The sequence below is a fragment of the Paraburkholderia sp. IW21 genome, assembly GCF_041321145.1.
GTDB lineage: Bacteria > Pseudomonadota > Gammaproteobacteria > Burkholderiales > Burkholderiaceae > Paraburkholderia.
The window spans coordinates 29,712-43,276 of record NZ_JBGGWA010000019.1 but is presented as its reverse complement, the minus strand read 5'-3'; the positions used below and the strand labels follow the sequence as shown (position 1 = coordinate 43,276).

Annotated in this window: 12 protein-coding genes; 10 read left to right on the top strand and 2 right to left on the bottom strand. The window is 63.3% G+C overall.

Annotation, left to right across the window (positions count from 1 at the left end):
- The first annotated feature begins 93 nt into the window (after window positions 1-93).
- The 5 genes from ACAX43_RS30885 to ACAX43_RS30865 are packed head-to-tail and all read left to right on the top strand — an operon-like array spanning window position 94 to window position 5,389.
- On the top strand, window positions 94-537 hold the full coding sequence (locus ACAX43_RS30885) for a MarR family winged helix-turn-helix transcriptional regulator (protein WP_370712135.1): 444 nt from the start codon (window positions 94-96) through the stop codon (window positions 535-537).
- A 6-nt stretch (window positions 538-543) separates the two neighbouring features.
- Window positions 544-2,661 (top strand): FUSC family protein, encoded by a 2,118-nt coding sequence (locus ACAX43_RS30880; protein ID WP_370712134.1) that lies wholly within the window; start codon window positions 544-546, stop codon window positions 2,659-2,661.
- 45 nt (window positions 2,662-2,706) lie between these two features.
- Window positions 2,707-2,916, top strand: a complete 210-nt coding sequence (locus ACAX43_RS30875; protein ID WP_115778589.1) for a DUF1656 domain-containing protein — start codon at window positions 2,707-2,709, stop codon at window positions 2,914-2,916.
- Complete coding sequence (locus tag ACAX43_RS30870; RefSeq protein WP_370712133.1) at window positions 2,913-3,830, top strand: efflux RND transporter periplasmic adaptor subunit; 918 nt, start codon at window positions 2,913-2,915, stop codon at window positions 3,828-3,830. The genes ACAX43_RS30875 and ACAX43_RS30870 overlap by 4 nt, the downstream gene beginning before the upstream one ends.
- Window positions 3,827-5,389 (top strand): efflux transporter outer membrane subunit, encoded by a 1,563-nt coding sequence (locus ACAX43_RS30865; RefSeq protein ID WP_370712132.1) that lies wholly within the window; start codon window positions 3,827-3,829, stop codon window positions 5,387-5,389. The genes ACAX43_RS30870 and ACAX43_RS30865 overlap by 4 nt, the downstream gene beginning before the upstream one ends.
- A gap of 281 nt (window positions 5,390-5,670) precedes the next feature.
- On the opposite strand, the gene ACAX43_RS30860 is transcribed toward ACAX43_RS30865, so the two are convergent.
- Window positions 5,671-6,132, bottom strand: coding sequence for a (2Fe-2S)-binding protein (locus ACAX43_RS30860; RefSeq protein ID WP_370712131.1), 462 nt, complete (start codon window positions 6,130-6,132; stop codon window positions 5,671-5,673).
- A gap of 26 nt (window positions 6,133-6,158) precedes the next feature.
- Window positions 6,159-8,429: a molybdopterin cofactor-binding domain-containing protein gene (locus tag ACAX43_RS30855; protein WP_370712130.1), complete on the bottom strand. Its 2,271-nt coding sequence runs from the start codon at window positions 8,427-8,429 to the stop codon at window positions 6,159-6,161.
- Window positions 8,430-8,848: 419 nt separating this feature from the next.
- Between ACAX43_RS30855 and ACAX43_RS30850 the strand changes: the two genes are divergently transcribed.
- The 5 genes from ACAX43_RS30850 (at window position 8,849) to ACAX43_RS30830 (ending at window position 13,559) form a co-directional block, all read left to right on the top strand.
- Window positions 8,849-10,084 (top strand): urea ABC transporter substrate-binding protein, encoded by a 1,236-nt coding sequence (locus ACAX43_RS30850; protein WP_370712129.1) that lies wholly within the window; start codon window positions 8,849-8,851, stop codon window positions 10,082-10,084.
- 93 nt (window positions 10,085-10,177) lie between these two features.
- The gene (locus ACAX43_RS30845; protein ID WP_370712128.1) at window positions 10,178-11,047 is read left to right on the top strand and encodes a branched-chain amino acid ABC transporter permease; all 870 of its coding nucleotides are present in this window, start codon (window positions 10,178-10,180) and stop codon (window positions 11,045-11,047) included.
- 9 nt (window positions 11,048-11,056) lie between these two features.
- Window positions 11,057-12,148 carry an ABC transporter permease gene (locus ACAX43_RS30840; protein WP_370712127.1) on the top strand — a complete coding sequence of 364 codons (1,092 nt, stop codon included), beginning with the start codon at window positions 11,057-11,059 and terminating at the stop codon, window positions 12,146-12,148.
- Window positions 12,145-12,855, top strand: coding sequence for an ATP-binding cassette domain-containing protein (locus tag ACAX43_RS30835; protein WP_370712126.1), 711 nt, complete (start codon window positions 12,145-12,147; stop codon window positions 12,853-12,855). The genes ACAX43_RS30840 and ACAX43_RS30835 overlap by 4 nt, the downstream gene beginning before the upstream one ends.
- Entirely contained in the window at window positions 12,852-13,559 is a 708-nt protein-coding gene (locus ACAX43_RS30830; protein ID WP_370712125.1) for an ABC transporter ATP-binding protein, read from the top strand. Before ACAX43_RS30835 ends, ACAX43_RS30830 begins: the two co-directional genes overlap by 4 nt.
- Window positions 13,560-13,565 lie beyond the last annotated feature (6 nt).

Sequence of the window (13,565 nt, the reverse complement as noted above, 5' to 3'; positions counted from 1 at the left end):
CATTGCGGCATGAGGCTGCTACCAAGTACGTCTTTACGAAATATTCCAATTCAATAGTTTGCTAACGAATATTTTAGAAATACAATACCGGCCATGTCGAATCTCGATGCCTTGCGCCGGACCGTTAGTGGCACCCTGGTCGTCGCTGCCAGAAAATGGCGGCGCACAAGTCATGGCGTGCTCGCGGCCTTCAACGTTTCCGAAGCGTGCGCCACGCCGCTGCTCACCGCCAGCCGGCTCGGCGAAGCGGTGCGCCAGGTCACGCTGGCCGAATACATCGGTATCGAAGGGCCTTCGCTCGTGCGGCTGCTCGATCAACTGTGCTCGGCCGGCCTGATGCGCCGCGACGAAGATCCCGAAGACCGGCGCGCAAAAACCGTGGTGCTCACCGACGAAGGGCGCGCCGTCACCGCGAAAATGGAAGAAGAGCTCGTCACGCTACGTGCTCAGGCTCTGAAAGGCATTTCACGCAGCGATCTCGAAGCGACCTTGCGAGTGCTGGCCGCTTTCACAGCAGACGCCAAAGACTCGGCGTAACGGTTTATGGTCTATCCCTCCCTTCGTGACTGGCTGTTCTCGGTCAAGACGTTTGCCGCGGCGATGATCGCGCTCTACCTCGGTCTGGCGCTCGAGCTGCCGCGGCCGTACTGGGCGATGGCCACCGTCTACATCGTGTCGAATCCGTTTGTCGGCGCGACCCGCTCCAAGGCGCTCTATCGTGCGCTCGGCACCGTGCTCGGCGCATCGGCCGCGGTGCTGCTGGTGCCTCCGTTCGTCGAATCGCCGTATCTGTTCAGCGTGATCGTCGCGTTGTGGACCGGCACGCTGCTGTATCTGGCAGTGTCCGACCGCACCGCGCGCAGCTACGTGTTCCTGCTGGCGGGCTATACGATGCCGATCATCGCGCTGCCTTCCGTGACCAATCCGGGCGGCGTGTTCGACCTGGCGGTGAGCCGCACCGAGGAGATCACGCTCGGCATCGTGTGCGCGAGCATTGTCGGCAGCACGCTGTTTCCGAGCCGGCTCGCGCCCACCATCATCGAGCGGACCGACGCGTGGTTTCGCGACGCCGCGTTCTATGCAACCGAAACGCTGTCCGGGCGCATTGCGGGCGCGGCGATCTCGGGGGCCCGCCAGCGGATCGCAGCCACGATCAACGGGCTGGAACTGCTGCTGAGCCAACTCGCCTACGACCACACCCGCCCGGACATTCTGGCGCGCGCGCATGAACTGCGTGGGCGCATGGAGTTGCTGCTGCCGATCATGTCGTCGCTGGCCGATCCGCTGATCGCGCTCTACAACAGCGGCCGCCAGAGCTGGCCCGCGGGGCTCGAAGCGTTGCTGGCCGATGTCATCAAATGGTTCAGTGAGCCGCTTCCCGCCACCAGCGAGGGCTATCACCCCGACCCCGTGGCCGACCGGTTGCGCGCGCGCATCGTGGCCATGCAGCCGCCGCCGGCAGCGCTCGCGGGCTGGGACGGTGCGCTGCTCTCGAACGCACTGTGGCGCATGAAACAGGTGGTCGATGTGTGGCAGGACTGCCGCTCGCTGCGCATCATCATCACGCGCGAGGAAGGCTCGTGGCGCCCCCGTTTCCGCCATTGGCGGCTGGGCGGCACAGCGCGCTATTTCGACCGCGGCATCATGCTGTTTTCGACCACCTCGGCGGCCGCCGCGGTCATCCTTGCATCCAGCTTGTGGATCAGCTCAGGATGGGCGGACGGCGCCGGCGCCGTGACGCTGGCAGCAGTGGCCTGCTGCTTCTTCGCCGCGCTCGACGAACCCGCGCCGATGGTGTTCAAGTTCTTCGTGGCGACCGCGATCAGCGTCGTGGCTGCGGGTGTCTACCTGTTCGCCGTGCTGCCGCATGTGCATGACTTCCCGATGCTGGTCATCATGTTCGCCGCGCCGTTCATTCTTGTCGGCACGTTGATCCCGCGCCCGCAATTCAACCTGGCCACGGTTCTGGTCGCCGTGAACACGGCCACCTTCATCAGCATCCAGGACGCTTACGACGCCAACTTCCTGGTATTCCTGAACAGCAATCTCGCGGGCCTCGCCGGCTTGCTGTATGCATATCTGTGGACCCGCGTGACGCGCCCGTTCGGCGCCGAACTCGCGGCCTCCCGGCTGTTGCGCTCGAGCTGGGCCGACGTGGCGCTGACCGCGTCCACACGAACGATCGAGGACCCGCGCAATCTCGCGGCGCGCATGCTCGACCGCCTGATGCAGTTGATTCCGCGCCTCGCCGCCACTGACGACCATCGCCATCCGTCGATCGAAAGCTTCCGCGATCTGCGCGTCGCGCTCAACGCGCTCGATCTGCGCCGCCTGACCCGCAAGCTCGGCGGCGAAGCGCCGGCCGCGATCGACCATGTACTCGATGACGTGCGCCAATACTTCGAGACCTGCGTCGAGCGGCGGGCGCGCCAACCGGTGCCCGAAAACCTGATGGGGTCGATCGACGCAGCCGTGGCGCGTGTCACCGCGCAAGGGCTCGCGGTTGCCGGCACGTCGAGCGCGGCCTCGCAAACCTCGGCGCGCCAATTGCGCGAGGCGCTGCATGCGCTGGTCGGCTTGCGTCTTTCGCTGTTTCCGGCCACGCTGACAACGCCTGCGCTGTCGACACCCACGCCGCCCAAACCCGAGGCCGCTGCCTGATGCATCCGTCCCGCAATCCGCTCTCTCCCTTTCCCACTTCCCGCGATGATCGGTGAAATCGATATTTTCGGCGTGTTCGTGCCGGCCGTGCTCGTGCTGATGTTGGTCGCCTATCTGATCAACCTGGCCATCCGCACGGTGCTCGCACGCGTCGGCTTTTACCGCTTCGTCTGGCACCGTTCCATCTTCGATCTTGGCATCTACGTGCTGGTGCTGGGCCTTGTCGTCGTCGTTTCGCACAGACTAATAACGTGAAAAAAACCTGGTTCTCCGTCGGTCAAATTCTGCTGACCTTGATCGTCGTCGTGGCTGCGGCCCTCGTGCTGTGGAAACTGGTCGGCTATTACATGTTCGCGCCGTGGACCCGCGACGGGCACGTGCGCGCGGACGTGATCCAGGTCGCGCCGGATATCTCGGGATTGATTTCATCGGTTGAGGTGGTGGACAACCAGCCGGTCAAGCAAGGCCAGGTGTTGTTCGTGATCGATCAGGCTCGCTATGCGCTCGCGCTGCGCCAGGCGCAGGCCACCGCGCAACAACGCCGCGCCACCCTCGATCAGGCGCGCCGCGAAGACGCGCGTAACCGCCAGCTCGGCAACCTCGTCGCGGCGGAAGTCGCCGAAGAAAGCCGCTCGCGTGTCGAACAGGCCGAGGCCGCGCTCGCCGATGCGAACGTCGCGATCGATACGGCCAGGCTCAATCTGCAACGCACCACCATTGTGAGTCCGGTCGACGGTTATCTGAACGACCGCGCGCCACGAACCGGCGAGTTCGTCTCCGCGGGCCGCGCGGTGGTGGCGGTTGTGGATATGCATTCCTTCCGTGTCGACGGTTATTTCGAAGAAACCAAGCTGCGTGGCATCAACATCGGCCAGCCCGTCGATATCAAGGTGATGGGCGAGCCGAACGTGCTGCGCGGCCACGTGCAAAGCATCGTCGCGGGGATCGAGGACCGTGACCGCACGCAAGGCTCGAATCTGCTGCCGAACGTGAACCCGGCGTTCAGCTGGGTGCGCCTCGCGCAACGGATTCCGGTGCGCGTCGCGCTCGACGAGGTCCCTGCGGACTTCCGCATGATCGCCGGACGCACCGCGACGGTGTCGGTGCGCGATCTGTCGCCGGACGGCAAGAAGCATCCGGCTGCGGGCGCTTCGGGTGCCTCGCAATGAAGCTGTCGCGCGCCCTGCCCTTACTGCCGTTGTTGCCTCTGTTGCCCTTAGCCGGCGCACTCAATGGTTGCATGAACGTCGGCCCCAATTACTCGCTGCCGAACCAGGCGTTGGTCAATGCGCCGCTCGCCAATGCGCCGATTGAAGGCGCCGATACCAGGCTGACGTCGCGGCAGAACGTGCCGGCTGTCTGGTGGAAGCTGTACGACGATCCGGTGCTGAACAGCCTCGTCGACGAAGCGCTGCAATCGAACACCGACTTGCGCGTCGCGGCGGCAAACCTCGCGCGTTCGCGTGAAGCGCTGGGCGTCGCGCAAGCGCAGGGCGGCTTCTCGGGCAAAACCTCGGCGGTCGTCGAGCGGGCGCAGGAATCGGCCGAGCAGTACTTGCTCACCGAGAAGTTGCCGGTCGTGAATGAAGGCAATATCGGCATCAGCATCTCGTACGAAATCGATCTGTTCGGCAAGCTGCGGCGCGGCGTCGAAGCCGCGTCGGCGGACACGGAATCCGTGCAAGCGGCGGGCGATCTCGCGCGGATCACGGTGGTCGCGGATGTGGTGCGCTCTTACGTCGAAAATTGCTCGGCGGCCGAGGAACTCGGCGTCGCACAACAGTCGCTGGTATTGCAGAAGCAACGTGTGGACGTGTCGCGCCGTTTGCGCGACGCGGGCCGCGGCAATCAGCCCGATGTGACGCGTGGCCAGACCCAGGTGGATACGTTGTCGGCAGATATTCCGCGCTATACGGCGCGCCGCCAGATCGCGCAATATCGGCTCGCGGCGCTGCTGGCACGCGCGCCGTCCGATTTGCCGCCGGCCGTGCTGGCCTGCAACCGGCTGCCGCGGATCCGTCAGCCGATTCCGGTCGGCGACGGCGCCGCGCTGCTCAAGCGGCGCCCGGACGTGCGCGAGGCCGAGCGTCAACTGGCGGCTTCGACGGCGCGCATCGGTGTCGCAACCGGCGCGTTATATCCAACGGTGAGCATCGGTGCATCGGCGGGTTTGACCGGGGTTCTCGAAGACCTCGGCACATCGCAGACGGCGCGCTGGGGCCTCGGCCCGCTGATTAGCTGGACCTTCCCCGCGAATGGTGCGCGTGGCCGTGTGCGCGAAGCGCAAGCGTCGAGCAAGGTGGCGTTGGCGAAGTTCGACGGCGTGGTGCTGACCGCTTTGCGCGAAACCGAAACCAGCCTCGCGACCTATGCGTCGGACTATGCCCGCGCCGACGCTTTGCGTGCCGCGCTGAAGTCGGCCACCCAGTCGGCCGATGAAACGCATCGGCTGTATCGCGCCGGACGCGAGTCGTTCATTTCGGATCTGGATGCAACACGCACACTGATCTCGACGAAGTCGCAGGTCGCGGCAGCGGAAGGACAGGTGGCGATCGATCAGGTCAACCTGTTCCTTGCCCTGGGTGGCGGGTGGGAGGCTGAAGCACAGCCGACGCCTGGGGCGGCGGTCCCTGCGGCTGCGACATCTGCCTCTGCGACGTCTGCGGAGCTGCCTGCCGCTCATGCACCTGCCAAGGCCATGCCGACCGCGGCGAGCAAAGCGCCTTGATGCCACTTTAGGCGCGTCTAAAAGCTCGGCTAGCGCAGCGGCACCACGCCAGCCGGGCTCAAAGCTATTTTTGACAAGCTTTCTTTTACCTTTCAATTCAGGTTAAATACGTGCCTCAACTACACGTTACGGGGTCACGTATGTCGAACTTCATGCAAGGCGCAGCCACATTGGGCGGCTGCATCGGCGTTTTCACGGTGGTCGTCGCCGTCGTGGAGATGCTGGCGAACTGAGCTTGAGCGGCTCGCGCAGGCTCATGTGCCTGCGCGGCGTGGGGGGCGCTAAGCGGGGCGCCGCCTCGCGGCTGCATGGTGAATCGCCGCCCGCACCCGCGGGTACGTGCCGCAACGGCACACGACGTTGGACATTGCCGCGTCGATGTCGGCATCGGTGGGGTTGGGCTTCTGCTTGAGCAGCGCGCAGGCCGCCATCAGCTGCGCGCTCTGGCAATAGCCGCATTGCACCACGTCAAGTTCGATCCACGCCGCTTTCAGTGCCTGCGCTTCGGCGCCCTGCACGCCTTCTATCGTCGTGATCTTCTGCGTGTGCAAGCTCGACATCAGCGTCTGACACGCGAGACCCGCCTTGCCGTCCAGATGAATCGTGCAAGCACCGCAAATACCCACGCCGCAGCCGAACTTGGTCCCGGTCATGCCGAGGTCGCAACGCAGTACCCATAAGAGCGGCATGTCCGGCTCGGCCTGCACGGCCACCGCCCGGCCGTTGATGTTGAGTGATCCCATGCTGTTCTCCTCCGCCAGTTCGACCTTCAGGCGAGCTTCAAGGGCAACGCGCGCAAGCGCTGGCCGGTCAGCGCGAACACCGCATTGGCTACCGCCGGCGCGATCGGCGGCACCCCCGGTTCACCGACGCCTTGCGGGTGCATCCGGCTCGGCATGATGTCCGTTTCGATCACCGGACAATCGTTCATCCGCACGATCGGGAAGTCGAGAAAGTTCTTCTGCTGCACCTGGCCGTCGACGAGCGTGATTTCGTCCTGCAACGCGGTCGAAAGCCCAAACACGATCGCGCTCTCCATTTGCTGACGGATCAGATTCGGATTCACCGGCAGTCCGCAGTCGATCACGCAGACCACCCGATGGACGCGAATCTGCTTGCTCGGCCCGAGCGACACTTCCGCCACTTGCACGACGACGCTGCCGAACGCCTCGTGCAGCGCGACGCCACGCGCCCGCTTTGCGCCATCGGCTGCGCGTGTCAGCGGGCGCCCCCAATCCGACAGCTGCGCCGCGCGCTTTAACACCGCCAGGTGGCGCGGATGCTGCGCAAGCAGCGCGGCGCGAAATGCGATCGGGTCCTGGCCGGCGGACGCGGCGAGTTCGTCGGTGAAACTTTCGGTGAAAAACGCCTGATGCGAATGGCCGACCGACCGCCAGAACCCGACCGGCACCGGCAATTCGACGATCTTGTGCGCCACGCGCGCGGTGGGCCATTCGTAGGGCTGGTCGAACGCGCCTTCGCAGGTGGTTTTGTCGATGGGAATACGCGGCACGCCGTAATAACGCGCGAGCGATTCCGGCACGATTGCCTGACTCGCCGAAGTGGCATGCCACGCGACCAGCTTGCCGTTTTTGTCGAAACCGGCCTTCAGTCGCGACACGCACGCCGGGCGATAGAAATCGTGGGTGAAGTCCTCCGCACGCGACCAGATCGTTTGCACCGGCAGGCCGCCGCCCTCGCGTGCAATCGCTGCGGCCTGCGAGATGAAATCGAGCTCCAGACGCCGTCCGAAGCCACCGCCCAGCAGTTGCACTTGCACATAGACTTTGTCGGCGTCGATATCCAGCACGTTCGCGACGTGTTGCCGCGCGAGTGCGGGCATTTGCGTGGAAACCCAGACAGTGGCCGTACCGTCCGCCACCTGTACGGTGCAATTGACCGGCTCGACCGCGCCATGTGCGAGATACGGGGCGTAGTACTCGGCGGTGAGGGTTCGCGCCGCGCCGCTCAACGCAGCATCGACATCGCCGCGATGGTAGTAGGCGTGGCCGTCGCTGTCGTCCAGTGCTTGCGCGAGACGGCGCTGCATCTGGGCACTCGACAGCGTGGCCGCGGCGCCGTCCCGCCACGCCACGTCGACGGCGCTGACTGCGTTCATCGCGCGGAACGGGTTGTCCGCGATCACCGCGACGCCGCCGCTGCCGCCGGCGTATGGCGCTAGCGCGAATGCCTTAATGAAGCCGGGCATTTTCGTGGCAGGTGATGCGTCGAAATGCGCCACCGTGCCGCCGAGCGTGGGGCACATCACCACGCTCGCGTATAAGAGGCCGTCGGGTAGCGCGTCGATGCCGAAGCGAGCCGTACCGTTGATTTTCGATGAGGCTTCGATGCGGCGTATCGGCTTGCCGATCAGTTTGAAGTCGGCGGGATCTTTTAGCGCAACCTTGCGCGGCAGCGGTTGCTGCGCGGCCATCGCCGATAGTTCGCCGAAGCTTGCCTTGTGGCCTGACGCGTGCAGTACGTAGCCGCCTTCCGCGCGGCATTCGCGGGGGAGCACCTTCCATTGCGCGGCGGCCGCGCCGATCAACATCGCGCGCGCCGAGGCGCCGGCCTCGCGCATCGGCGTCCATAGATCGTTGATGCTCGATGAACCACCCGTCATCATCGTGCCGGCCTCGCGCACCAGCTTGCGGGTCATCCAGACCGTGGCGCGTTTGACCGTACTGTCGTCGTCCGGGCGAAACGGCAGATCGTCGATGATGTTCTGCACGCTGTTGTAGATCTTGTCGACAGGCGAGTGTTCGACGCGCACCTGCGACCAGTCGGCGTCCAGTTCTTCGGTCAGCAGCATCGCGAGACCGGTGTGGATACCCTGCCCCATTTCCGCTTTGCACATCATGATCGTCACGCTGTTGTCGGCGGCGATTTTGACCCAGCCATTGAGTGCGACCTGGGTGTCTTCGACCGGCAGCGGCGTGGACGCGATGAGGCGCTGTCGCGGCGGCAGCACCGACCAGCCTACCAGCAGCACGCCAACAGCGCCGGCGCCGCCCAGCAGGAAGGTTCTGCGCTTTAACATGGTGTGACTCGATCAGCTTGCAGGTGGTGGGAAAGCTGCGGTAGCGCGGGTTGGCGCGGGAGGTTCGTCGAAACAGTAATAAGACGGATGAAGGGGTGAAGGACTGAAAGCCGGGAACTCCCCCGATCAGTGCGGCGCTGGCGGATGCCCATGTTGGAAAGGCTGACGCTCGCCGGGCGTGAGTTCATTAAATGTTATTCATCGCGTGGCAGCACGCTGCAGTGCAACCGGATCAAGGGTTTTTTGATTTACGTTGACATCCGCAATTTCGGCGCCCTAGTATCGAGCATCCTCCTCACGGCCTGACAAAGATGTCCGCCGGAGGGCCCGGCATAGAAGCCCCCTGACGAACCAATGGTTCGTCAGGGGGCTTTTTTTTGTCCTTTTTGTCGATTCGAACCCACTTCTGGAGAAGACGAATGTCGCCAAAGCCGTTCCGCTGGATACGTATGGCCGTCGCCGTAGGACTTGCCTGCTCATCACTCGCCGCAACCGCGGCGGACCCCGTGAAAATCGGCTTGCTCGAAGACGCCTCGGGCAATTTTGCACTGGCGACAATCCCCAAGATCCACGCCACCCAACTGGCAGTCGATGAGATCAACGCCAAGGGCGGCATCATGGGCCGGCCAATCCAACTGATTGCCTACGATACGCAGTCGGACAACACGAAATTCCAGGAACTGTCGCGCCGCCTGATCCAGACCGATAAGGCCGATGTCATCTTCGGCGCGTTTTCCAGCGCGTCGCGCGAGGCGATCCGGCCCATCATGGATCGCGCTCACCAACTCTACTGGTACGACAATCAGTACGAAGGCGGCGTATGCGATACCAACACGTTCGTCACCGGCGCCGTCCCTGAACAGCAGTTCTCGACACTGCTGCCATGGATGATGCAGAAGTTCGGCAAGAAGGTCTATACGATTGCCGCCGACTACAACTTCGGTCAGATCTCGGCTGAGTGGGTGCGCAACATCGTGAAGGAAAACGGCGGCACGATGGTCGGCGAGGAATTCATCCCGCTTAGCGTCTCCCAGTTCGGCCAGACGATCCAGAACATCCAGAAGGCCAAGCCCGACTTCGTCGTGACGCTGCTTGTCGGCGCAAACCAGGCGTCGTACTACGAGCAGCAGGCGTCAGCCCACCTGAATCTGCCGATGGCGAGTTCAGTGAACGTCGGCCAGGCCTACGAGCACAAGCGCTTCAAAGCACCGGCACTCAAGGACATGTACGTGACGGCGAACTATGTGGAAGAAGTCGATACGCCGGCGAGCAACGACTTCAAGAAACGCTTCCACGCCAAATTCCCGAACGAGCCGTACATCAACCAGGAAGCTGCCAACGCCTACGACGCCATCTACCTGTACAAGGCAGCCGCCGAGAAAGCGAAGTCCATCAACCAGGACGCGGTGCGCAAGGCGCTGGAAAGCGGCGGAATCTGTACCGACGGCCCGTCGGGCAAAGTGTGCATCGACCCGAAGAGCCACCACCTGAGTCACACCATCTACCTCGTGCACGTGAAGGCAGACCACTCGGTCGAGATTCCGAAGGTTTGGGACAACGTTCAGCCGTACTGGCTCGGAAAGGTTGGATGCGACCTGCCGGCCAAGCCCGACCATCGCCAGTACACGCCGACGAATTTGCCTAAGAAGTCATGAAACAGGGACTGGTCCCGCGTTTGATGGTGAGTCGATTTCGGCGCGCTCAACCGTGCATCGGGTGAGCGCGCCGGCAACCTGGGTGGGGGCTTCATGACCACGTTGTCTGTTCTCTATTCGCTGATCTACCAGTTCGGCGACAACTTCGCGTACCTCGTTCTCGCAGCCCTCGGACTTGCGGTGATCTTCGGGATGATGGGCGTCATCAACCTCGCGCATGGTGAGTTCATCATGTGCGGGGCGTATGTGACCATCATCACCGCCAAGCACGGCGTACCCCTCCCGTTCGCCATGCTGCTCGGCGCATTGGCTGCGGCTGTCGCCGGCGTGATCATTGAACGCCTCGTCATCCGGCACCTGTACGACCGGCTGTTCGACTCGGTCGTCGCCACGTGGGCAATCAGCATTATCGTGCAGCAGACGATGCTGCTCGTCGCCGGTCCGTCGCTCGAGGGGATCGGAACGCCGTTCGGTTCGTTCTCGGTCGGCGAATACTCCTTCTCGACGTATCGCGCCGTGCTGCCGGGTATCGCGCTCGGCATCCTGTTCGCACTGTACGTGTTGTTCTTCAAGACCAACTATGGCGTCTGCGCGCGCGCGACGATCCAGAACGCAAGGACCGCGCAGTGCCTGGGGCTGCGCACCGACCGGCTCTACACGCTGACGTTCGCGCTCGGTGCCGGCCTCGCAGGCCTGACCGGCGCACTGTATGCCCCGACGATGACGGCGGTGCCGAACATGGGCAGCAATTTCATCGTGCAAGCGTTCGTCTCCGTGGTGGTGGGTGGCGCCAACGTCATCGCCGGCACGACGCCCGCCGCAGGCATCCTGGCAATCATTCAGACCGGACTGACGGCGTCCTACGGCCAGTTGTTCGGCCAGATAGGCTTGCTGGTTACCGTCATCGTCGTGATTCGCCTGATGCCGCAAGGGCTTGGCAATCTGTTCACTCGCTCGCGCTAGGAGCACGTCGTGAATCAACTGAACTCAGCGCCGCGGCATACCTCGCGCACACGGGCGATTTCGCTGGCGATCAAATACGTGCCGTGGATAGTCGCGTTCTGTTTGCCACTGTTCGTGAACAGCAATGCGAGCGGCAATTTCGCCTACTGCCTGGTGTGGGCGTTCTGCGCCGTCGGACTTGCAGCGATGTGGGGCCACGGCGGCATCCTCTCTTTCGGCCAGACCGCGTTCTTCGGGCTCTCAGGCTATACCTATGGGATCGTCACGCTCAATCTGAGCGACAGCTGGATCACGTCGTGGACAGGGCTCCTGATCGGACTGCTGGTCAGTGTCGTCGCGGCGGCGCTGATTGGCTACATGATCTTCTATGGCCGCATCAAGGGCGTGTTCATCGGCATCGTGACATTGTCAGTCACCCTCGTGCTCGAAACGTTCATGGCGCAGACCGCCGGGCCACAATGGGCGATCGGCGAGGCGCGGCTCAATGGTTACAACGGCATGGGCGGCATGCCGCAACTCTCGATTCCCTGGCCAGGCGGTCCGCTAACGCTGGAGAACACGAGCTTCTATTACCTCGTGCTGATCCTGCTGCTCATCGTGTACTGGGTCACGCGCAAGATGCTCGATGGCACCTTCGGTCTCACGCTCGTGGCGATCCGGGAGAATCCGCAGCGCGCCGAAATGCTCGGCGTCGACATTCGCCGGCACCAGCTTCTGATCTTCGTGTTCGGCTGTACCCTCGGCGGCCTGTCAGGCGCGCTCTACACGATCTGGGGTTCCTATATCACGCCGTCGACGATGGGGCTCACATCCGCCGCGATGCCCATCATCTGGGTCGCGACCGCTGGGCGCAAGAGCATCGGCGGGGCGATCCTCGGAACGGGTCTGCTGGTGTGGCTCTCGCAGAATCTCGCGGTATACGGCAGCCAGTACGCGCTGATCCTGATGGGCGCGATTCTTCTCATCGTGGTGCTCTTCGCACCTGAAGGACTGTTTCCGTTCGTGCTTAAACATCTGCAACGCATGGGGATTCGCGAACAGGCGCGGACGCAACGCGAGCTCAACGATGCCTTCGAGGCGCAAAAGGGGAGCAAATCGTGACCGCCTTACTCGAGACTCACGCACTTACCAAGCGCTTCGGTGGTGCACACGTGATCAACGGAATCGACTTCCGGATCGATGCAGGCGAGATCCGCTGCGTGATTGGCCCAAATGGCGCAGGAAAAAGCACGTTCTTCAAGCTCATCACCGGCGAACATCGGCCGTCTGAAGGCAGTGTGCATTTTCTCGGCCGCGACATGAGCCATGTGCTACCGCATGAGCGCATCCGCATGGGCATGAGCATCAAGTTCCAGATCCCCGGAGTCTTTGCCGATCTGACTGTGCGTCAACACCTTCAACTGGGCTTGCACCGCGCCAAAGACGATCGTCCCGAAAGCATCGACGAATTGCTTCACCGTTTCATGCTGGAGCGGGAAGGGTCGGTACTCGCGGCCAACCTGTCGCACGGCAAGAAGCAGTGGCTGGAGATCGCGATGGCGGTTTCGCTGCGGCCAAAGCTGCTGTTCCTGGATGAACCGGTAGCGGGAATGTCGGTCGAGGAAACGCACGCGACGGGCGAACTGATCATGCAGCTCCGCGAAGCGGGATTGACCATCATGGTGGTCGAGCACGATATGACCTTCGTCAAGCAGATCGCGTCGCGCGTCAGCGTTTTGCATGGCGGACGGCTGTTCGCGGACGGCCCGCTGGAGGAGATTCTCGCTCGCGACGACGTCGCCGAAATCTATCTCGGGAGGAAGAAATGAGCGTGCTGCTAGAAGTGTCCGGAATCGAAGGCGGCTATGGCGGCGGGCGCGTGCTGAACGGGGTGACCCTGGGCATCGACCGTGGTGAGATTCTCGCGTTGATCGGGCGCAATGGGGTGGGCAAGACCACCTTGATGCGCGCGCTGATCGGACTCGTGCCGCTGGGTGCGGGCAGCATTCGGCTCGATGGCGACGAGGTCGGACACGACAAACCCTACTCGCGTGCGCAGAAAGGAATCGGCTACGTCCCGCAGGGGCGGGAGATTTTTGGCGCGTTGACCGTTGCGGAGAATCTGCAGGTCGGGGCGCAGGCAAACAGGGCACGCGCGGCGGAGATGAAGGAGAAGGTCGTCGGCTACTTCCCGGTGCTGAAAGCAAAGCTGCAGCAGAAGGCCGCCACGATGAGCGGCGGCGAGCAGCAGCAACTCGCGATAGCGCGGGCGCTGATCAGCGCGCCAAGAATCCTGTTGCTCGACGAGCCCTCGGAAGGCATTCAGCCATCGATTGTCGACCTGATCGGCGAGACGCTTTTGAAGATCGCGAAGGAGACCGGTATCGGCGTGCTCCTGGTCGAGCAGGACATGGGGATGGTCGAAAGTATCGCGACGCGCTGCTGCGTGATGGACAAGGGACGCATCGTGGATACGTTGAGCCCCGCGCAACTCGCCGACGAAGAACTGATTCGCCAGTATCTGGCACTGTAACGGAGA

Bases quoted from the DNA above. Each gene is read 5' to 3' on its own strand.
- ACAX43_RS30885 (WP_370712135.1), top strand. From the start codon at position 94: ATGTCGAATCTCGATGCCTTGCGCCGGACCGTTAGTGGCACCCTGGTC.
- ACAX43_RS30880 (WP_370712134.1), top strand. From the start codon at position 544: ATGGTCTATCCCTCCCTTCGTGACTGGCTGTTCTCGGTCAAGACGTTT.
- ACAX43_RS30875 (WP_115778589.1), top strand. From the start codon at position 2,707: ATGATCGGTGAAATCGATATTTTCGGCGTGTTCGTGCCGGCCGTGCTC.
- ACAX43_RS30865 (WP_370712132.1), top strand. From the start codon at position 3,827: ATGAAGCTGTCGCGCGCCCTGCCCTTACTGCCGTTGTTGCCTCTGTTG.
- ACAX43_RS30860 (WP_370712131.1), bottom strand. From the start codon at position 6,132: ATGGGATCACTCAACATCAACGGCCGGGCGGTGGCCGTGCAGGCCGAG.
- ACAX43_RS30855 (WP_370712130.1), bottom strand. From the start codon at position 8,429: ATGTTAAAGCGCAGAACCTTCCTGCTGGGCGGCGCCGGCGCTGTTGGC.
- ACAX43_RS30850 (WP_370712129.1), top strand. From the start codon at position 8,849: ATGTCGCCAAAGCCGTTCCGCTGGATACGTATGGCCGTCGCCGTAGGA.
- ACAX43_RS30845 (WP_370712128.1), top strand. From the start codon at position 10,178: ATGACCACGTTGTCTGTTCTCTATTCGCTGATCTACCAGTTCGGCGAC.
- ACAX43_RS30830 (WP_370712125.1), top strand. From the start codon at position 12,852: ATGAGCGTGCTGCTAGAAGTGTCCGGAATCGAAGGCGGCTATGGCGGC.